Source organism: Rhizobium sp. 9140, assembly GCF_900067135.1.
Classification (GTDB): Bacteria; Pseudomonadota; Alphaproteobacteria; order Rhizobiales; family Rhizobiaceae; genus Ferranicluibacter.
Genome location: NZ_FJUR01000001.1, coordinates 1,861,375 through 1,880,800, shown reverse-complemented (window position 1 = coordinate 1,880,800; position 19,426 = coordinate 1,861,375). Strand labels below are relative to the sequence as shown.

Below are 19,426 nucleotides of genomic sequence, written 5' to 3'. Positions count from 1 at the left end.
ACCTATTCCGCAGCAGCCACGATGTCCGGTGCCACGCGACCGTCTGCAAGACCCATTCCCGTTTCAGACGCGATGCGATAAAGTATCCGGAGAACATCAAGGAGCCGAGGGCATGCAGGCATTTCGCATCACTCTTCCGGACGACATGGCAACGCTGGTGAAGGAGAAGGTCGCCTCCGGCGAATATGCGACGGAGAGCGATGTGATCCGCGAAGGTCTCATGACCATCGCTGTGCAGGACGCCGCATTCGAAAGCTGGCTCCACGACGAAGTTCTGCCGACTGTCGATGCGTTGGCAAGGGAGCCCGGCCGCGCCATGAGTGCGGCCGCATCCTGGGCGGCGATCAAGGACCACATCGACAGATCCAGTTTCGACGACAAGACGTGAGCGATCTGCCTGTCCAGTTCACGCCTGAGGCCAACACCGATCTAACAGAACTCTTCGACTACCTTGCACCGCGCGCCGGGACCGCCATTGCGCTTAAATATGTGAGCGACATTCATCGCCATTGCCTTGGCTTCGCTTTGTTCCCGAGCGCGGTTTCGCAAGAGAAGACCTGAGACCCGGGCTCCGTGTCGTCGGTTTTCGCCGCCGGGCAAGCATCGTCTTTCAGGTGAAGGATGAGCAAGTGACCATCATTCGCATCTTCCATCGCGGCCGCGATCTTCGCGTTTCCGAGGACTGATCTACTCCGCCGCAGCCGCCACCGCGCCGTCGCGGTTCTTCAGCAACTTGAACACGATACTGTCCATCAGTGCCTGGAACGAGGCGTCTATGATGTTGTCGGAAACGCCGACGGTCCACCAGCGGGCGCCGGTGCCATCGGTGGATTCGATGAGGACGCGGGTGATGGCCTCCGTGCCGCCGTTGAGGATGCGGACCTTGTAGTCCGCGAGTTCGAGGTCGGCGATCTCGTGCTGGTATTTGCCGAGATCCTTGCGCAAGGCGAGATCGAGCGCGTTAACGGGACCGTGACCTTCGGCAACAGAGAGCGTCTCCTCGCCATCGATGAAGACGCGAACGACGGCTTCGGAAACCGTCTTCAGCTGACCGTTTGCGTCGAAGCGGCGCTCGACCATGACACGGAAGCTTTCGACATGGAAGAAATCCGGCACGTGGGCAAGGGTGCGGCGGGCGAGGATGGCGAAGCTCGCATCGGCGCCCTCATAGGCATAGCCGGTCGCCTCGCGCTCCTTGACGATGGAAATCAGTTTGTCGAGACGCGGGTCGTCCTTGCCGACGACGATGCCGCGGCGCTTCAAGGCATTGATGAAATTGGCCTTGCCGCCCTGATCCGACACCATGACCTTGCGCAGGTTGCCGACGCTCTCCGGCGTCACATGCTCGTAGGTGCGCGGGTCCTTCAGCAGCGCGGAGGCGTGAATGCCCGCCTTGGTGGCGAAGGCGGAGGCACCGACATAGGGCATCTGGTGGTCGGGCGAGCGGTTCAGCAGTTCGTCGAAAGCATGGGAAAGCTTTGTCAGCTCCTGCAGCCTTTCGGTATCGATAGCCGTCTCGAAGCGGCTGGCATAGACGTCCTTCAGCGCGAGCGTCGGGATGAGCGTGACGAGGTTGGCATTGCCGCAGCGCTCGCCGATGCCGTTGAGCGTACCCTGGATCTGGCGAACGCCGGCCTCGACCGCGGCCAGCGAATTGGCCACCGCCTGCCCCGTATCGTTATGCGCGTGGATGCCGAGGCGGTCGCCCGGGATGCCGGCGGCGATGACGGCCGCGACGATCGTGCGGATCTCCTCCGGCTGCGTGCCGCCGTTGGTGTCGCAGAGCACGACCCAGCGCGCGCCGGCATCGTACGTGGCCCGGGCGCAGGCGAGCGCGTAATCGGGGTTCGCCTTGTAGCCGTCGAAGAAATGCTCGCAATCGACCATGGCCTCGCGGCCGCTTTTCACGACGGCCTCCACGGAGGCCTCGATGTTGTCGAGATTTTCCTGATTGGTGCAGCCGAGCGCGACGGCGACGTGATAATCCCAGCTCTTCGCTACGAGACAGATCGTGTCGCTTGCCGACTGCAGAAGAGCAGCAAGCCCCGGATCGTTGGCGGCGGACACCCCGGTGCGCTTGGTCATGCCAAAAGCGACGAAGCGGGCGTTGCGGGTGCGGCGCTTGGCGAAGAAGGCGGTATCCGTCGGGTTCGCGCCGGGGTACCCGCCCTCAACATAGTCCATGCCGAAATCGTCGAGCATGGAGGCGATCGCGATCTTGTCCTCGACGGAAAAGTCGACGCCGGGCGTCTGCTGGCCGTCGCGAAGGGTCGTGTCGAAGAGAAAGATGCGCGCGCGTTTCATGGATCAGGCTTCCTTGCCGGCAAAGGTGTCCGTGGCCCGGATCATGCGGTCGAGGATGCCGGGCTCGCTCATCGCATGGCCGGCGCCTTCGGCCAGATGGAACTCCGCCTGCGGCCATGCCTTGTGCAGGGCATAGGCGTATTTTACAGGGCATGGCATGTCGTAACGGCCCTGAATGATGACGCCGGGAATGCCGTGGAGGCGGTGGGCATCGCGCACGAGCTGGCCTTCGTCCATCCATCCGGCATGCACGAAATAGTGCGTTTCCAGCCGGGCGAAGGCATCGGCGAAATCGTCTTCGGCGAACTTGCTGCTCGTGTCCGGCTGCGGCAGCAGCGTGATCGTCTCGCCCTCCCACGTGCTCCAGACCTTGGCCACGTCGCGGCGCAACGCCAGATCGTCGCCCGTCAGGCGGCGATAGTAGGCCTGCATCATCTCGTGACGCTCATCGGGCGGAATGGGCGCGACGAAGCGTTCGTACTTGTCGGGGAACATCTCGGACACGCCGAACTGGTAGTACCAGTCGAGTTCGGCCTTGGTCAGCGTGTAGATGCCGCGCAGCACGAGTTCGGAGACATGCTCCGGGTGAGTTTCGGCATAGGCGAGCGCTAGCGTCGAGCCCCAGGAGCCGCCATTGACGAGCCATTTATCGACCCCCACCATCTCGCGCAGGCGCTCGATATCCGCCACCAGATGCCAGGTCGTGTTCGCCTCGAGCCCCGCATGCGGCGTGGACTTGCCGCAGCCGCGCTGGTCGAAGAGGAGCACGTCGTAGAGCGCGGGGTCGAACAGGCGACGGTGGTTCGGGCCGCTGGTGCCGCCGGGTCCGCCATGCAGGAACACGGCGGGCTTGGCGCCGGGTGTGCCGCAGCGTTCCCAGTAGATCGAATGCCCGTCGCCGACATCGAGATGGCCAGAGGCATAGGCTTCGATCGGCGGATAGAGGCCGCGCAGGCTGTCGGCGTCGTGCTGGAAGGTCATAGGCTCAGTCCATGGCTTGGCCAGTCGGCCGTATCGTGATCGGGGTGCTGAAAGGAAATGACGGATTCCTGCTGGGCGTAGTAGTCGGGATCGCTATGCACCGGCTGGTCGAAAATGGTGGTGACCCAGGGGATGCGGGCCTCGACATTGACCTGTATCTGCGGCGCGAGATCCGTGCGATCATCGAAGGCGCCGATGGCGATTTCGAGCCCGCCGGGATGGCGATAGGCCAGCGGCGTGCCGCAGGAGGCGCAGAAGCCACGGGCGATATTGATGGACGACTGAAACCATGCAGGTTCGCCCCGGCTCCAGGTCAATCCGTTTTCAGGAGCGGTAATCAGAGGACCGAAGAAGCCGCCAAAGGCCTTCTGGCACATGCGGCAATGGCAGATCGACGGGCGGCCGAGCTTGCCTTGGATTCGGAAGCGCACGGCGCCGCACTGGCAGCCGCCCGTTCTCTCGCCACCTGTTCTCACGTCGTCGCTCATTGCGGTCTCTCCAGCAGTGGCCAATGGTCGGTCTCGTGGTCGGGGTGCTGATAGGACACCAGCGTACTCAGAAAAGGCGCGGCCGTGATGTCGGCCATCGTGTCCTGCTCGGGAAGGTCGCGGATGCCGTCGACGCAGGGGAGTTTGGCCTCCGTGCCCCATTGGATAACGGGCGCGATCCCCTCAGGGGCATCGAAGGTGGCAATGGCCAGCGCCACACCATCCGGCGCCTCATAGGTCAGCGGCGTTCCGCAGTCGGCGCAAAAGCCGCGGCGGACATGGTTGGAGGACTGGAAGTGCTTCGGCTGCCCCCGTGTCCAGACGAGCTTTGCCTGTCGCACGGAGACCAGCGGCATGTAGAAACTGCCCGATGCCTTCTGGCACATGCGGCAGTGGCAGACCGAGGCGTCGCCAAGAGCGCCTTCCACCCGGAAGCGGACGGCACCGCACTGGCAGCCGCCGGCGTGACGATCATCGGTCATGATACGATTCCTTTCTGGTTAGGAATAGCCGAAAACCCTGCTGCGTCAGAGGTGTGACGCCGGCCGCTCACAGTCTGAATCGTCGTGCGCAAGCATCGCATGAACGAACGGATCATCGCATTCTTCTCCCACGCCAGACATCGATCATTGCGTCTCGCCGGCCGATCCGGCGATTCCGCCCATTCCCCATTCCCCATTCCCCATTCCCCATTCCATGCCGATCCGGCGCTCGACGCAAGCCGTTTGCCAGCCGCCTCTAGCGCTTGACCTCCCAGGTCGTTACCCGCTCACCGGTCGCCGCGTCCTTGCCGTCCTTCAGCTGGATGCCTTGCGCGAGAAGCTCGTCCCGGATGCGGTCGGCCTCCGCGAAGTTCCGGGCCTTCAGAAGCGCCAGCCGTTCCTCGATCCGCTGGGCCACGCCGGCCCATGTATCCTCGCCGGCAAGGCTGAGGTCCAGATCCGTCGCCTGCTGGCTCAGATGCTCGATCGCCTCGAAGCCCATCAGATCCAGAAGCCCGAAAAAGGTGGCGGCGGCATCGAGGTCGCCCTTCATTGCCTCGGCGGCAAGCTGGTTCATGCCGGTGATGACGGGATAGAGGTTGAGATCGTCGAGAACAGGGCTTTCCGGCGGCAGGACCCAGGCGGGCATCTCCGGGCTTTCCGCCACGAGCGCCGTGATGCGAACCTTGGCGTCGGCCCAGCGGCGCACGATGCCTTGCGCCTCTTCCAGCCGCTTGAGGCTGAAATCGATCGGCTGGCGATAGTGCGTCATCAGCATGGCAAGGCGCAGGACCTCCCCCGGCCATGTCCGGCCGCCGAAGTTTTCCGTGTGCAGCAAGTTGTGAATCGTGACGAAGTTGCCGTCCGACTTCGACATCTTGCGGCCCTCGATCTGCACGAAGCCGTTGTGCATCCAGACGTTCGCCATGTTCGCCGTGCCGTGGGCGCAACGCGATTGGGCGATCTCGTTCTCGTGGTGGGGAAAGATCAGATCGAGCCCGCCGCCGTGAATGTCGAAGGTTTCGCCGAGATAGCGGTGGCTCATGGCGGAGCATTCGATATGCCAGCCCGGGCGGCCACGGCCCCATGGGCTTTCCCAGCCGGGTTCGTTGTCGGAGGAGAGCTTCCACAACACGAAGTCGCCGGGACTTTTCTTATGCGCATCGACGGCAATGCGAGCGCCGGCCTGCTGTTCGTCGAGATTGCGGTGCGAGAGCGCGCCGTAATCCGCCATCGACGTCGTGTCGAACAGGACCTCACCAGCGGCAACGTAAGCATGTCCGCGCGTGATCAGCGCCTCGATGATCGCGATCATCTCGGCGATGTTCTCGGTGGCGCGCGGCTGGACGGTCGGCTCCAGCGAACCGAGTGCGCGTGCATCGTCCACGAACTGCGTCTCGGTCTTCTCCGTGACGGCGCGGATCGCCTCGTTCAGCGGCAGATCCGGGAAGTCGCGCAGCGCGCGCGCGTTGATCTTGTCATCGACGTCGGTGATGTTGCGGACATAGGTGACGTTCGTCTCGCCATAGAGATGGCGCAGCAGGCGGAAGAGGATGTCGAACACGATGACCGGGCGCGCATTGCCGATATGTGCGAAGTCGTAGACGGTCGGGCCGCAGACATAAAGACGGACATTGCCGGCATCGATCGGCGCAAACACGGTCTTTTCGCGCGTCAGCGTATTGTAGAGCCTCAGTGCCGGCACGTCCGTCATGCGTATCGTCTCCCTTGTCAGTGCTTTTCGCCGTCAGCGTCGCAAATCATGCATCCGGCGGCAGGCCGCCGCAGATCACGCGCGCCGGCCTGCCGGCCTTCGCGTTCTCATCCTGGTCTTGGTTAAGGAGACGAAACGGAAATGGCCAGCGGCAAGCGCTAGCGAATTATCGAGCCGCAGAAAATGCAGGTTTCCGTTTTCATGGTGGCTTTATCGCCGTTCCCACCCCCTTGGTCAAGGGGGTTCGCCCATTGGGTCAAGAGGGTCCTCCCTTCCGTCTGGAGACTTGGCCACTGGAGCAAGGGATCAGATCACGTCAGACGCTCGATTGCACCGCAGCATGAATCCGGTTGCATTGCAGCATACTTTAGCGCGCAAAATGCTCGCAGGATGGACATGAATTTGTCATGATTAAAACGTTTGAAAGCCGTAGAATTTCAGGAGATTCGAGCTTGCGGGGACAATGCGAGACGTTCGGATCTCCGGGAACGAACGAGGTGCTGCAGGTTGTAATCGTCGAAAGATGGCTTCTCCAAGCGGCGCCCGACCCGGGACGAAACCTTATTCAGGAGAGAGTGACATGACGGAACGCAAGACAGACACGGCAGAGGCCGAAGCCAAGAACGAAAAGCTGGTCGATCGCTATCGCCCGCTGGGCCTGAAGGCCGTCGCTGCCGCGGCGCTGCATCAGAAGCCCAAAGCATCGGCGCAGCCGGCAAAGGCTGCCGATCGCGTTCGCGACTGGCGCGAGCACTGATCGCTCGCCAAGACGCGCCTCACGAGGCCTGCCGTTACCAGCGTGATCAGAACAGCATGAGTTGAGGACTGTCCCCATCCTCCGGCGGTCCTGCCGGTGCGGGCTTCTTTCTGTCCGGCTTTGGCGGCGCATGCGCCAACGCCGTGAGGTCGACGGGGGTCTGGATATCGGGCGTCGTATTGGCGACCTTGTTGACGGCGTCGGAAACCGGCACGACGTCGAACAGGTTTTCATCGGCCGGCACCATCAGGTCGGCAACGTCGCGCGGCTCCTGCGTCTTGCAATCGAGCCACCGGGCGAAGTCTTCAGGCCGGATCACCACGGGCATTCGCTCATGAATGAAAGACATCGCCGTGTTGGAACGGGTCGTGAGAATCGCGCCCGTATCCATCTCCGAGCCGTCGGCAGAGGCCCATGTTTCCATCAGGCCGCCGAAAGCGACGAGGCCGCCGGATTTCGGCCGGATCCAGTAAGCTTGTGACGGCAGACCGCTTTCCTTGGGATGGCGTCTCCACTCGTAGAAGCCTGATGCCGGCACGAGCACGCGGCGGTGACGCATGGCCGCACGGAACGAGGCCTTCTCGATGGCCGTTTCGGCGCGCGCGTTCAGGAGCAGCGGAAAATCGTTCGGGTCTTTGACCCAGCCGGGCAGAAAGCCCCAGCGCACGAGCGCTGTCCGGCGTGGCGGCGTGTTGCTGCGCGGGTCGGTGCGGTCTGCTGCGGTGATGACGATGATCGGCTGGGTTGGCGCGATATTGTAGCGCGGCGGAAAGTCGCCAGCGTCGATGACGGCCAGCGCCTCCTCAAGCTCTTCGGGCGTGACCGTCAGGGCATAGCGTCCGCACATGATGTCGCCCCCTGTCCTTACCGAACTCTCGGGGCGTCGCGTCCCGCATTCGATCGCGCTCGCCCCTCCGGCTGATATAGGATCGATTCGTCCGCAACGCCATAACGGAACCGCCATGACTGCCTCTCCGCCGCCTGCCCTCGCTTCTTCCGCCATCGTCGTGCGCAACGGTCGCTACCTGCTCGTGCGCCGCTCCAAGCCGCCATCTGCCGACATGTTCGCCTTTCCGGGCGGGCGGGCAGAGCCCGGCGAAACGCCGGCGGAAACGGCGGTGCGGGAACTGTTCGAGGAGACCGGCATCACGGGCTCAGTGCCGGTGCTCTTTGCGACCTACGACCTGCCTGTGGACACAGCGGATGGCGCGGGCGGGCGGCATTTCTTCCTCTCGGTGTTTCGCGTCGAGGCGGATATCGACGCCGAAGCGGTCGCCGGGGACGATGCGGCGAGCCTTGGCTGGTACACCGCCGCCGAGATTGCCGACCTGCCGGCCCCGCCGAGCGTGCGCGATTGCATCGCCCGGCTGGAAGCCATGAGGGAATGACGGGGAAGCCGGGACTTGCGAAATCGACGGAACCGGGCATTTTTGCTGGCATGACCTTCGAGATTCCCCTCCGCCCTGCTCTTGCCGGCCTTTTCATGCTGTTCAGCTTGCCGCTGCCCTCAGCCCAGGCGCAGCCGGCCACGGATCGCCCGCCTGCGCCGGGCGTCGATGCGCATGCGATAAAGCCGACACCATACGACGCAAGGCTTCTGCGGATGGCGGAGATCGTGGGTTCCGTCACCTATCTGCGAACGCTCTGCGGGGATGCGAAGGCCGGGGAATGGCGCGCCGACATGCAGGCGCTGATCGACCGGGAGGCCGGCGCGGAGCCGGATCGCAAGGCGCGGCTGACCGCCGCCTTCAACAGGGGCTATCGCAGTTTCGCCTCGGTCTATACAAGCTGTACCCCGAGCGCCGTGCTGGCCGACCAGCGTTACCGTGACGAAGGGGCAACACTGGCCGCCGAAATCGTCTCGCGGTTCGGAAATTAGGGCTCCGTTAACCTTTTTTCGAACGGGCCGTGTCGTTTCGGTAAAAGACTGCTAGTCTTGTTAAGACCATGGTAACAAGTGCCGCCGCGATTCCGATGCGGCGTGATGTGAAAGCGTATAATTGCATGGAACGGTCGATGGAACAGAGCCTCAACGAGATCGACGACATGATCGTCCACGAGAAGATGCAGGCGGCGCTGGAACATCAGAACGAGGCTTGGGCAGATGGTATGGCCGATGGAATCGAGCCGGAAATCATCGCCGATGCCGCCATCGCGCTCGCCATGCGCGAGACGATCCGCCTGCATGGCGAGGACAGTGCCGAGGCCATGCTGAATTCCCTGCGTGAGCGCATGCTCGCCGGCGAGTTTTCCCCGCAGCGTTCGCTTCAATAACCGCTGCCTTCTATGGACCCGCCCCTTCTAGCGCATCGCGTGAAAAGGGACACATGCAACGCGCTTTACGTCACTGTTTTCATGCATGTCGCCGTTCTGAAACCGCCGTACATTTTCGGGCGATATGCATGAGCCGACGCCCCAGCCGGAACGAGAGTGCCATGACACGGTCGTCGAACAGCCGGACTCCATCCGCTCTTCTTGGTGCGCTTGCGTTCACCGCCCTTCTTGCCTCGACATGTCTCATGCCCGCGGCACCGGCTTTTGCGCTGAGCCAGCTGCGCACGATTCCGGGTGATGCGGCAGCGGAAGAGCCGAATGCACCAGCTGAGCCAAACAAGGACGACGCGGTTTCTCCGAGCGCGCCCGGCGCCATACCCATGCCCGACCCGCTGGTGAACAAGCCGACGGCGCAGCCGCGGCAGGGCAAGACCGATGATCAGACGCCGGGGCAGCATAGGGGCACGACGCCGGCCGCCGAGGCGGAGGACGGGCCTGTCGAGGTGCTGACCGATATTTCCAAGATTCCGAAGCCCGTCGCCCGGATGCGCGAGCTCATCGTCGAGGCCGCCGCTTCCGGCGATATCGAGCGCCTGCGCCCGCTGCTCGGCAAGGGTGAAACAGCAACCGCCATCGGCGACAGCGAGGAGGAAACCGATCCCGTCGCCGCCGTGAAAGGCTTGTCCGGCGATGCCGACGGGCTCGAAATTCTTGCCATCATGCTCGACGTGCTTTCTACCGGCTTCACCGTGATCGACAAGGGAACGCCGGACGAGATGTATGTCTGGCCTTATTTCGCCGCCAAGTCGCTCGACAGCCTCACGCCGCCTGAAAAGGTGGACCTGATGCGCCTCGTTACGGCGGGCGACGTCGCGTCCATGCAGGAATTCGGCAGTTACAACTTCTACCGCATCGGCATTACGCCCGACGGGCAATGGAAGTTCTTCATCGGCGGCGACTGACGCCGGATCACGTGTGAGGACCGGTAGACGCTTGCAGGGCGCCAGGCGAGAGCCTACCTTTTAACGATCCGCCGCGTATCCCCCGGCCATTCCGGTTGCTCGGGTATCAAGGGTACGCAGATCGGCGTTCGCAGCGGGGACGCGTCTCATTTTGCATTTGCCGGGCGTGTCAGCCCTGTCAGGATCGACCATGTCTCTCTTTGCAGTCCCAGATCGCGCCCTCGTCATCGTTTCCGGAGAGACGGCGGTCGAATTTCTGCAGGCGCTGATCACCACCGATGTCATGCAGTTGACAGCGGACGAAGTGCGCCCCGGCGCGCTCCTGACGCCGCAGGGCAAGATCCTGTTCGACTTTCTGGTGAGCCGGACGGAAACGGGCCTGCGGCTGGAGACCAGCACCGAGCAAGCGCCTCCCCTCCTGAAGCGGCTGACGCTCTACAAGCTCCGCGCACCCATCACGCTCGCTCTGGACACCGAGATCGATGTCGCCGTGTCGTTCGATGCGGTCGAGGGTGCGCTGCTCGACGTGCGCTTTGCAATGTCGGGTTCTCCGGCCTACCGGATCTATGGCACCACGGGCATTGCCGACACCGAAGGACGTGTCGATGACGCTCGGATCGCCGCCGGCATTGCGGTGTCCGGCGCGGACTATGCGCTGCAGGATGCCTTTCCGCACGACATCCTTCTCGACAAGAATGGCGGGCTGTCGTTCCGCAAGGGCTGCTATGTCGGGCAGGAAGTCGTCTCCCGCATGCAGCACCGTGGCACGGCGCGGCGGCGCGTGGTGACGGTCGAGGGCATCTCCGACCTGCCGACGTCCGGCACGGCGATCACGGCCGGCGGCAAGCCGATCGGCACGCTCGGCAGCGTAGCCGGTCGCTCGGGACTTGCGATCGTGCGGATCGACAAAGTTGGCGACGCGCTGGCAAGCCAGACCGACATCCTGGCGGGCGACGTCAAGGTGGCGCTGGCGCTGCCCGCCTGGACCGGGCTCGCCTTTCCCGTACCCTCCCCCAACACCGAAACGTCCGAGGCTGGCGCCTGATGTCGCCACGGGCCTGGCAGCGCATGCTTTCCGGCCGGCGGCTGGATCTGCTCGATCCCTCGCCGCTCGACGTCGAGCTTTCCGACATCGCGCACGGGCTTGCGCGCGTGGCGCGGTGGAACGGGCAAACCGATGGGCCGCACGCTTTCTCGGTCGCCCAACACTCTCTCGTGGTCGAGGAGATCTTTCGCCGCAACGGACGGCCAAGTGCATCGGAATGCCAGATGGCTCTGCTGCACGATGCGCCTGAATATGTGATCGGCGATATGATCTCCCCGTTCAAGGCCGTCGTCGGCGGTGGCTACAAGGCGGTCGAGAAGCGGCTGGAAGGCGCGATCCACCTGCGGTTCGGTCTGCCGCCGATCACACCGGAGGCCGTAAAGGAGCGGATCAAGAAGGCTGACCAGATCGCGGCCTTTTTCGAAGCGACCGTCCTGGCCGGCTTCACGCAGGAGGAAGCACGGCGTATTTTTGGGCAGCCGCGCGGCATCACCTGCGAGATGTTGACGATGCAGCCCCTGCCCGCGCTCGAGGCGCAACGGCTGTTCATCGCGCGGTTCGAGGCGATCGAAGCGGAGCGCGCGGGCGTTCGCGTGTCGGAAAGAGCGGAACCATGAGCCTCATCATCGTCTCGCCGCTGGCCCGGATCGGCGAAATGGCCGTGCGGCACGGCTGTCTCGACATGCTGAGCCTGATGGCGGTCGGACACACGTTCCACCGGCCGGGCGTGATTGCCGCCGGGCGCCACCTGACGCTGGGGCTGAACGACATCACCTTCGCCGGCAATGAAAAGCTGATCGCGCCCGCCGAAGAGCATGTCGATGGCATCGTTGCCTTTGCGCGTGGCTGGCAGCGGGAGACGCCGCTGCTCGTCCATTGCTGGATGGGCGTTTCCCGCTCCCCCGCCGCCGCTGCCATCGCCGCGCTCGCCATCGCGCCCGATCAGGACGACGACGCGCTGGCCGACCGGCTGCGCGCGGCATCGCCCTTTGCCACGCCCAATGCCCGGCTGATCGCCATCGGCGATGCCATGCTCGGCCGGAACGGCCGATTGATCGCCGCCATGAAACGCATCGGCCGCGGCAGGGACGCCGATGGCAACACGCCGTTCGTGTTCGATCCGCACCCGGCTGCTATGGTGGTGCCTGCCGATGCCGGGTGAGCCGGTGCCGGGCGGCATGACCGTCGAGATCGGCCTGAACGCGGCCATCGTCGCGATGGTCGAGCGGACACCGCGCATTCTCGTGGTCAGCGAGGGCGGTGATGGCGGGCGGGATGCCCTTCCCTTCGGCCCGTTCAACCCCGCCACGCATCGCACCTTCGAAACCAGCCTGCGCGCGCGCGTCGAGCAGCAGACGGCGCTCGATCTCGGCTATATCGAGCAGCTCTACACCTTCGGCGACCGTGGCCGGCAGCGGCTGGCGAACGAAGACCGCCTGCACATGGTCTCGGTCGGCTATCTCGCCCTGACCCGCAGCGATGCGGAGACGACCCTGCGCCTGTCGCAGGCCGGAGCCGACTGGCGGGAATGGTATGTCTACCTGCCCTGGGAGGATTGGCGGCACGGGCGCCCCCCGGTGCTCGATCGCGTCATCCTGCCGGCGCTCGCCACTTGGGAGCGTGCGGACCCCGCCAGCCGGCGCAGCCGTATCCGGCTTGCCTTCGGGCTCGACGATTTTCCTTTCGACGAGGAGCGCGTGCTGGAGCGCTACGAACTGCTTTATGAGGCAGGGCTCGTCGCGGAGGCGGCAAGCGACACACAGGGGCACGACGCCATCGATGCGAACCGGGCTCACGAACCCGTCGGTCAGGCCATGCGCCACGACCACCGTCGGATCGTCGCCACTGCCGTGGCGCGGCTGCGGGGGAAGATCAAATACCGGCCGGTCATCTTCGAACTCATGCCACCGGAGTTCACCTTGACGGATCTGCAGGGTGCGGTGGAGGCGATCTCTGGGCGACATCTGCACAAGCAGAACTTTCGGCGGCTGGTGGAGGGCGCGTCGCTCGTGGAGCCGACGGGCATGACGACCAGCGCAACGGGCGGACGCCCGGCCGCGCTCTTCCGGTTTCGCCGGCAGATCCTCGATGAGCGACCGGCACCGGGCCTGAAGCTCGGCAGTCGCTGAAGCGTACCAAGCCTGAGCCGACCGGTTGACCCACAAGGCTTCCGCCCCATGTCCCCTCCTTCAAACGAAGAGGGCCATTCATGGAACCACAACAGCCAGACGTCATCCTTGCCACCCGAACGGCGCTCAGCCAGGCGTCCGCCTTGGCTGTGCAATATTCCTTCTCGATCGTGGGCGCGCTGGTGCTGCTCTGCGCCGGTTGGCTCATCGCCCGACTGCTGCACAACTGGGCCTATGCCGGCCTGAAGCGCGTTCATGGCATCGACGAGACGCTGGCCCGGTTCTTCTCCAACATCATCCGCTATGCCCTGCTGGTGCTGGTCTTCGTGACGGTGCTGGGGCAGTTCGGCGTGCAGACGGCCTCGATCATCGCGGCACTCGGTGCCGCCGGCCTCGCCATCGGCCTTGCGTTGCAGGGCACGCTGCAGAACATCGCGGCCGGCATCATGCTGCTGGTTCTCCGGCCCTTCCGGGTGGGCGAATCCATCGAGACCTCCAGCGTGGCCGGCACGATCCGCGAGATCGGGCTTTTCGCGACGGAGCTCGTGGATTCCGACGGCGTCTACAGGCTTGCGCCCAATTCGACGCTGTGGAACACGCCGGTGCGCAATTTCAGCCGCCTGCCGACGCGCAAGCATGACCTGGCGATCTCCGTCGGTGCGGATCAGGATATCGACGATGCGATGCAGAGGCTGCTGGACATCGCTCGTGGTAACGACAACGTGCTCAAGAACCCCGCGCCGGCGGTGTTCATCTCCGAGCTTGCAGGCGACGGCGCGACGGTGACGTTGCGCTACTGGGTCTCGACGCCGAACTGGTGGGCAACGACACGCAGCATGCTGAAGCAGGTGAAGGACGAGTTCGCGGTGAAGCCGGAGCCCGAGTCCCATACAGACGAAGACCGGGGCGATGACCCCGGTCCTCTCGATCCCTGATCCGAAGTTCGGCCGGATTTACTGAATGACGGCGCAGGCGAGACGATCGCCCGCGTCGCCTGACGGCTGGCTTCGGTTGTCGTCGGGCTTGGCGTGGATCATCAGCGCACGTCCGCGAATGCCGTTGGTCTTGTCGTCCAGCGTCACCATGCTGTTGAAGACCTGGGCGCGGAGCGTACCATCGGCGCCGACATATTGATTGGGCATATCCCCGGCATGCGGGCCATTGGCGGCGAGGAAGCCGTGTTCCGTCTTGTCGGGATTGAAGTGCGCACCGGCCGAGGCGTGCGCATGCGCTGGATCGCACTTTCCGGTCTCATGGACGTGGAAGGCAACCCAGGTGCCCGCCGGCAGGCCGGTGACTTCGACTTCCATGAGCACACCGTGTTTGCCGGCGGTCAGGAGCGCGCGTCCGGTCTCCTTGTCGTCCTTTCCGACGAAACTGGCGCTGGCGGTCTGGGACTGCATTTGCGCAGCAGCGGGCACCGCTGCGGAGACGGTGGCCGCAAGGGCGGCTGCAGCCAGAGTGATGATCGTAGAGGTCATGGTGGTCCTTCCCTGGTGTTCCCGGTCCTAGGATTTGAGGACTCCGGGTTGCATTCATGACGTATTTGAAGAATGGCATGAACCCAACGTTCCGGACTGCGCGAGGTTCCCGCACAAGCGCGTGACGGCGGACGGAACGCGCTTAAGATCAGAAGAAGCGGACGACGGAGGTGGCGATGATGATAAGGGAGACGGCAATCATCAGCGGGCGAACCGGCAGGTGCTTGACGATATAGGCGCCGATCGGGGCTGCAAGGACGCCGCCGATGATGAGGCCGACGGCCGCATCGAGTTGCGACCAGCCGAGTGTGACGATGAAGGTGGCGGAGATCGTCAGCGTCACGGCGAACTCGGTGAGGCTGGTCGAGCCGATGACCTTTTTGGGGTCATGGCCGCGTCCGATGAGAGAGGTCGTGACGATCGGCCCCCAGCCGCCGCCGCCCGCCGCATCGAGACCGCCGCCCGCGAAGCCGACCAGCGGCACCGTCCAGTCATGCACGTCACGCTGGAACATCGGCCGGAAGGCCTTGATGAGAATGTAGATGCCGATGAGGATGAGGTAGACGGAAATAAAGGGCTCGATGACCTTGCCGTCGATATTGGAGAGAACGTAGGCGCCGAGGATGCCGCCGACCATGCCGGCTGGCGCGAGGCGCATCACGAGCTTCCAGTCGACATTGCGCTGCCAGACATGGGACGCGCCGGAGGCTGCCGTGGTGAAGACTTCGGTGATGTGCGTCATGGCGCTTGCCACCGCCGGCGGCATGCCGAAGGCGAGCAGAGCGGTGGTACAGAGGACCCCGAAGGCCATGCCGAGCGCGCCATCGACCAATTGCGCGAAAAAGCCGATGAGGATGAACATCCAGATATCGCTCAAATGCCGTCTCCGTTGTCGTCTATGCAGCGCAAGCCATCTCGCGCCCGGCAGGTTTCCCGTGGTCAGAAACCGGGCTGTGAAAATGTCTGCACTGCTCTGTTAAGGCCTCTCGATCCCGATATCCAGACCGATGTCCAGCGTCGGCGCCGCCATGGTGATCTTCGAGGTGGAGATATAGTCCACACCCGTCTCGGCAATGGCGGCGATGGTGTCGAGAGCAACGTTTCCGGACGCCTCGAGGCGCGTGCGCCTCCGGTCGCCTGCGTAGTCGCCCGCCGCGAGCGCCCAATGCGCGGCGTTCAGCGCCACGGCCTCGCGCAGAAGGTCCGGGCGCATATTGTCGAGAAGGATGGCGTCCGGCGTGGCCGTCAGCGCTTGCCCCATCTGCTCCAGCCCGTCTACCTCGACCTCCACCCGGACCAGATGACCGGCATAGGCCTGGGCCGCGCGGATGGCCGGGGCGACGCCGCCGGACACCGCGATGTGGTTGTCCTTGATCAGGATCGCATCGTCGAGACCATAGCGATGATTGGACCCGCCACCGAGCCGCACGGCATATTTCTCGACGGCACGAAGACCCGGCAGGGTCTTGCGGGTGCAGCAGACCTTTGCCGCCGTATGGGCGATGGCGTCGGCATAGCGGGCGGTGGTGGTCGCGACGCCGCTCAGATGCATCAGAAAATTCAGCGCCACTCGCTCCGCCGACAGGAGGCCGCGCGCCGGGCCGGAGATCCGGGCGATGGTGGAGCCCGCGGCGACACGGGCACCGTCGCCAGCCAGTGCTTCGAAGGTCAGCGTCGGATCCACGAGAAGGAAGGCGGCACGGGCGAGATCGAGGCCGACGACGACGCCGGCTTCCCGGACGTTCATCGTCGCGGTTGCCACGAGATGCGGGGCGATGGTGGCGGCCGTGGTGATATCTCCGGCGCGGCCGAGATCTTCGAGAAGAGCGGCGCGAACGATATCCTCGACCATAAGCGTGGGAAGGTAGGGTGGCAGAGCGGTCATCGGCGGTCTCTCGAAACGGTGCGTCGGCGGGAAGCGATCGTCAGACTATGGCGGTTTCCGTCGCATCGTCGACGACGCGGTTCGCCTCGGTAAGCGTCATGAAGGTGCGGTGCTGCCATTGCGCGCCAGGCTCAGGGAAGTCGGAGCGGAAGTGCCCGCCACGGCTCTCCTCGCGCAGGAGCGCGCCGGCGACGATCAGCTTGGCGGTCGTGACGATATTGGCAAACCGCAGGCGCGGCGTGTCGCGCTCCAGCGCGGCGATGGTGCGGGCGGCGGTCAAGAGGCCCGCCCGGTCGCGGATGACGCCGGCATGGGCGGACATGGTGCGGCGAAGTTCACGCAGTTGCGGACTGTCCTCGACCGTCACGAGGTCGTCGCTCTCGCCGGCATTTCCAGCCCAGTTGCCCTGGCGCGGCGCCGGCAGCATGCCCTGGATGTTCTCGGCGATCCGCGCGGCGAAGACGACCGCCTCGAGCAGCGAGTTCGACGCAAGGCGGTTTGCGCCATGCACGCCGGTGGACGTCACCTCGCCGGCCGCCCACAGACCGTCGATCGAGGTGCGGCCCTCCGCGTCGGTGAGGATACCGCCCATGTGGTAGTGGACGGCGGGCACGACAGGGATCGGCTGTGTCACCGGATCGATGCCTGCCGCCTTGCAGGAGGCATAGACCGTGGGGAAAGCCTGCGGGAAATGCGCGCCCACCGCCTTGCGGCAATCGAGGAAGGCGCCGCGACCGGCCGCAACCTCGGCGAAGACGCCGCGCGAGACGATATCGCGCGGGGCGAGCTCGCCGTCGGGGTGGATGTCGAGCATGAAGCGGCGACCGTTCCGGTCGATCAGATGCGCCCCGTCGCCGCGTAGCGCTTCGGTTGCGAGCGGCGCCGGGTCGCGGCCGATGTCGATGGCGGTCGGGTGGAACTGGACGAATTCGGGATCGGCGATGATGGCGCCGGCGCGCGCGGCCATGCCCACGCCCTGCCCGCTCGCCTCGCGCGGATTGGTGGTGACGGAAAACAGGTGGCCGACGCCGCCCGAGCAGAGCACGACGGCGCGCGCCGGAAAGGAGATGCGCTTGCGCGATTGCCCGGCATCCGGCCGGGCGACGACGCCGGCGATGAAGCGGCCTTCGCGGATCAGCTCCTCGACGACATAGCCTTCCATGACGCGGATGGACGGCGTCGCCCGGACGGTGGCGATCAGGGCCTCCATGATGGCGCGCCCGGCCATATCGCCCTTCACGCGCACGATGCGGCGCTCGGAATGGGCAGCCTCCCGCGACAGCAGCAGATGCCCTTCCAGATCGCGATCGAACGGCACGCCATAGGCCAGCAGATCGTGGATCCGGGCCGGACCTTCCGCCACCATTCGGCGGGCCATCTTCTCGTCCACGATACCGGCGCCGGCCGTCAGCGTGTCGGCCACGTGGCTATCGATCGAGTCGCCCGGGCTCATGGCGGCGGCGATACCGCCCTGCGCCCAGGCCGAAGACGCACCATGGCCGATGGGCGCGGCGGCCAGCACCGTGACCGGGCGCGGGCTGAGTTTCAGCGCGCAGAACAGGCCGGCGAGCCCGCCGCCGACGATGACGATGTCATCGATGCCGTTGAAGGATTGGGGACGAAAATGATCGGTCAGCATGGCAGTCTCCTCCGCCGGCTTCGGAACGTACTACTGCTTGAGGTTGATCATCCGCTCGACGGCCATCCGCGCGCGGTCGGCAATCTCAGGGTCGATCAGAACCTCGTCCGTCATGGTCAGCAGGCTGTCCAGAATTTTCGGCAGCGTGATGCGCTTCATGTGCGGACAGAGATTGCACGGCTTGACGAACTCGACGCCCTCGACCTCCGCCTGGATGTTGGAAGCCATGGAGCATTCGGTGACGAGCAGCACTTTTGGCGGGCGCTTGTCCTTGACGTAGCTGATCATGCCGGCGGTGGAGCCTGCGAAATCGCAGACCGCGATCACGTCGGGATGGCATTCGGGATGGCCGATGATCTCGATGCCGGGATGGGCGGCTTTGTAGGCCAGAAGCTCGCTCGCCGTGAAGCGCTCATGCACCTCGCAATGGCCCTTCCACGTCAGGATCTTCTTGTTGGTCTGCTTGGCGACGTTCATGGCCAGGTATTCGTCGGGAATGCAAAGCACCGTGTCGCTCTCCAGGCTTTCGACGATGGCGAGCACGTTGGACGAGGTGCAGCAGATATCGGTCTCGGCCTTCACGTCGGCCGAGGTGTTGACATAGGTCACGACCGGCACGCCGGGGTAGCGCTGCTTCAGCAGGCGGACATCCGCGCCCGTGATCGATTCCGACAGGGAGCAGCCGGCCCGGGAGTCGGGAATGAGCACCGTCTTCTGCGGGTTCAGAAGCTTCGACGTTTCGGCCATGAAGTGCACGCCGCACTGCACGATGATCTCGGCATCCACCCGCGTCGCATCGCGGGCCAGTTGCAGGGAATCGCCGACGATATCGGCGACGCAGTGGAAGATCTCCGGCGTCTGGTAATTATGCGCGAGAATGACCGCGTTGCGCTTCCGTTTCAGCCGGTTGATGGCTGCGACATAGGGTGCGTAGACCGGCCATTCGAAGGCCGGAATGAAGTCGCGGACCTTTTGGTAGAGGTGCTCGGTCTCCCGTGCGATCTCGGGCGTAAAGGTGAGGTCCGGCATCGGGAGGACGCCGTAGCGCTCGGCGGCTGTGGTCATGCGCGGTGGAGGTGCGCCATCCATCGACAGACCGCCCATCGCCGAAAACACCTTGGTCATGCCATCCTCGCTTTCCGCCGCTCCACCACGACAGCAAATATACTCACATTGAGCATAATGGGATCAAAACAAAACCGGCTTTGCCGGTCTTGCTGAATTAGAAAGTTTTGTGACGGATATCAAGCCGTCCGCGACACCTTTTTGTCACATCGAGCATAAG

General features: G+C 64.5%; 23 protein-coding genes. 12 read left to right on the top strand and 11 right to left on the bottom strand.

The window, feature by feature from the left end; genetic code table 11:
• The first annotated feature begins 112 nt into the window (after positions 1 to 112).
• Positions 113 to 388, top strand: a complete 276-nt coding sequence (locus GA0004734_RS08800; protein ID WP_175386282.1) for a ribbon-helix-helix domain-containing protein — start codon at positions 113 to 115, stop codon at positions 386 to 388.
• Positions 385 to 561, top strand: a complete 177-nt coding sequence (locus GA0004734_RS26395; RefSeq protein WP_245292378.1) for a type II toxin-antitoxin system RelE/ParE family toxin — start codon at positions 385 to 387, stop codon at positions 559 to 561. Before GA0004734_RS08800 ends, GA0004734_RS26395 begins: the two co-directional genes overlap by 4 nt.
• 126 nt (positions 562 to 687) lie before the next feature.
• Here the strand turns inward: GA0004734_RS26395 and cimA are convergent, their stop codons facing one another.
• The 5 genes from cimA to cysS form a co-directional block, all read right to left on the bottom strand.
• The gene (gene cimA / locus GA0004734_RS08790) at positions 688 to 2,304 is read right to left on the bottom strand and encodes a citramalate synthase (RefSeq protein ID WP_092933004.1); all 1,617 of its coding nucleotides are present in this window, start codon (positions 2,302 to 2,304) and stop codon (positions 688 to 690) included.
• A gap of 3 nt (positions 2,305 to 2,307) precedes the next feature.
• Positions 2,308 to 3,285, bottom strand: coding sequence for a prolyl aminopeptidase (gene pip, locus GA0004734_RS08785; protein WP_092933002.1), 978 nt, complete (start codon positions 3,283 to 3,285; stop codon positions 2,308 to 2,310).
• Positions 3,282 to 3,773, bottom strand: a complete 492-nt coding sequence (locus GA0004734_RS08780) for a GFA family protein (RefSeq protein ID WP_092933000.1) — start codon at positions 3,771 to 3,773, stop codon at positions 3,282 to 3,284. The genes pip and GA0004734_RS08780 overlap by 4 nt, the downstream gene beginning before the upstream one ends.
• Entirely contained in the window at positions 3,770 to 4,255 is a 486-nt protein-coding gene (locus GA0004734_RS08775; RefSeq protein WP_092932998.1) for a GFA family protein, read from the bottom strand. Before GA0004734_RS08775 ends, GA0004734_RS08780 begins: the two co-directional genes overlap by 4 nt.
• 256 nt (positions 4,256 to 4,511) lie before the next feature.
• Positions 4,512 to 5,969: a cysteine--tRNA ligase gene (cysS, locus tag GA0004734_RS08770; RefSeq protein WP_092932996.1), complete on the bottom strand. Its 1,458-nt coding sequence runs from the start codon at positions 5,967 to 5,969 to the stop codon at positions 4,512 to 4,514.
• Positions 5,970 to 6,549: 580 nt separating this feature from the next.
• On the opposite strand from cysS, the gene GA0004734_RS25920 reads away from it, so the two are divergent.
• Complete coding sequence (locus tag GA0004734_RS25920) at positions 6,550 to 6,726, top strand: hypothetical protein (protein WP_175386279.1); 177 nt, start codon at positions 6,550 to 6,552, stop codon at positions 6,724 to 6,726.
• 46 nt (positions 6,727 to 6,772) lie between these two features.
• Here the strand turns inward: GA0004734_RS25920 and GA0004734_RS08765 are convergent, their stop codons facing one another.
• Positions 6,773 to 7,573, bottom strand: coding sequence for an SOS response-associated peptidase (locus GA0004734_RS08765; RefSeq protein ID WP_092932994.1), 801 nt, complete (start codon positions 7,571 to 7,573; stop codon positions 6,773 to 6,775).
• Positions 7,574 to 7,688: 115 nt separating this feature from the next.
• Between GA0004734_RS08765 and GA0004734_RS08760 the strand changes: the two genes are divergently transcribed.
• The 9 genes from GA0004734_RS08760 (at position 7,689) to GA0004734_RS08720 (ending at position 14,071) form a co-directional block, all read left to right on the top strand.
• Positions 7,689 to 8,114: an NUDIX hydrolase gene (locus GA0004734_RS08760; protein ID WP_092932992.1), complete on the top strand. Its 426-nt coding sequence runs from the start codon at positions 7,689 to 7,691 to the stop codon at positions 8,112 to 8,114.
• Positions 8,111 to 8,605, top strand: a complete 495-nt coding sequence (locus GA0004734_RS08755) for a TIGR02301 family protein (protein ID WP_245292377.1) — start codon at positions 8,111 to 8,113, stop codon at positions 8,603 to 8,605. Before GA0004734_RS08760 ends, GA0004734_RS08755 begins: the two co-directional genes overlap by 4 nt.
• A gap of 125 nt (positions 8,606 to 8,730) precedes the next feature.
• Positions 8,731 to 9,000 carry a hypothetical protein gene (locus GA0004734_RS08750; protein WP_092932990.1) on the top strand — a complete coding sequence of 90 codons (270 nt, stop codon included), beginning with the start codon at positions 8,731 to 8,733 and terminating at the stop codon, positions 8,998 to 9,000.
• 245 nt (positions 9,001 to 9,245) lie between these two features.
• Positions 9,246 to 9,962 (top strand): hypothetical protein, encoded by a 717-nt coding sequence (locus GA0004734_RS08745; RefSeq protein WP_092936087.1) that lies wholly within the window; start codon positions 9,246 to 9,248, stop codon positions 9,960 to 9,962.
• Positions 9,963 to 10,152: 190 nt separating this feature from the next.
• A complete protein-coding gene (locus GA0004734_RS08740) occupies positions 10,153 to 11,007 on the top strand; it encodes a CAF17-like 4Fe-4S cluster assembly/insertion protein YgfZ (protein ID WP_092932988.1) in 855 nt (284 codons plus the stop codon).
• Positions 11,004 to 11,624 carry an HD family hydrolase gene (locus GA0004734_RS08735; RefSeq protein WP_092932986.1) on the top strand — a complete coding sequence of 207 codons (621 nt, stop codon included), beginning with the start codon at positions 11,004 to 11,006 and terminating at the stop codon, positions 11,622 to 11,624. The genes GA0004734_RS08740 and GA0004734_RS08735 overlap by 4 nt, the downstream gene beginning before the upstream one ends.
• Positions 11,621 to 12,169, top strand: coding sequence for a tyrosine phosphatase family protein (locus tag GA0004734_RS08730; protein ID WP_092932984.1), 549 nt, complete (start codon positions 11,621 to 11,623; stop codon positions 12,167 to 12,169). The genes GA0004734_RS08735 and GA0004734_RS08730 overlap by 4 nt, the downstream gene beginning before the upstream one ends.
• Positions 12,159 to 13,136 (top strand): NUDIX hydrolase, encoded by a 978-nt coding sequence (locus tag GA0004734_RS08725; protein ID WP_092932982.1) that lies wholly within the window; start codon positions 12,159 to 12,161, stop codon positions 13,134 to 13,136. Before GA0004734_RS08730 ends, GA0004734_RS08725 begins: the two co-directional genes overlap by 11 nt.
• A gap of 80 nt (positions 13,137 to 13,216) precedes the next feature.
• Entirely contained in the window at positions 13,217 to 14,071 is an 855-nt protein-coding gene (locus tag GA0004734_RS08720) for a mechanosensitive ion channel family protein (RefSeq protein WP_092932980.1), read from the top strand.
• An 18-nt stretch (positions 14,072 to 14,089) separates the two neighbouring features.
• Here the strand turns inward: GA0004734_RS08720 and GA0004734_RS08715 are convergent, their stop codons facing one another.
• The 5 genes from GA0004734_RS08715 to nadA form a co-directional block, all read right to left on the bottom strand.
• The gene (locus tag GA0004734_RS08715) at positions 14,090 to 14,617 is read right to left on the bottom strand and encodes a superoxide dismutase family protein (RefSeq protein WP_092932978.1); all 528 of its coding nucleotides are present in this window, start codon (positions 14,615 to 14,617) and stop codon (positions 14,090 to 14,092) included.
• Positions 14,618 to 14,765: 148 nt separating this feature from the next.
• Positions 14,766 to 15,479 (bottom strand): sulfite exporter TauE/SafE family protein, encoded by a 714-nt coding sequence (locus tag GA0004734_RS08710; RefSeq protein ID WP_092936085.1) that lies wholly within the window; start codon positions 15,477 to 15,479, stop codon positions 14,766 to 14,768.
• Positions 15,480 to 15,593: 114 nt separating this feature from the next.
• Positions 15,594 to 16,502: a carboxylating nicotinate-nucleotide diphosphorylase gene (nadC, locus tag GA0004734_RS08705; RefSeq protein WP_092932976.1), complete on the bottom strand. Its 909-nt coding sequence runs from the start codon at positions 16,500 to 16,502 to the stop codon at positions 15,594 to 15,596.
• Positions 16,503 to 16,542: 40 nt separating this feature from the next.
• A complete protein-coding gene (locus GA0004734_RS08700; protein WP_092932974.1) occupies positions 16,543 to 18,141 on the bottom strand; it encodes an L-aspartate oxidase in 1,599 nt (532 codons plus the stop codon).
• A 30-nt stretch (positions 18,142 to 18,171) separates the two neighbouring features.
• Positions 18,172 to 19,245 (bottom strand): quinolinate synthase NadA, encoded by a 1,074-nt coding sequence (nadA, locus tag GA0004734_RS08695; RefSeq protein WP_092936084.1) that lies wholly within the window; start codon positions 19,243 to 19,245, stop codon positions 18,172 to 18,174.
• Positions 19,246 to 19,426 lie beyond the last annotated feature (181 nt).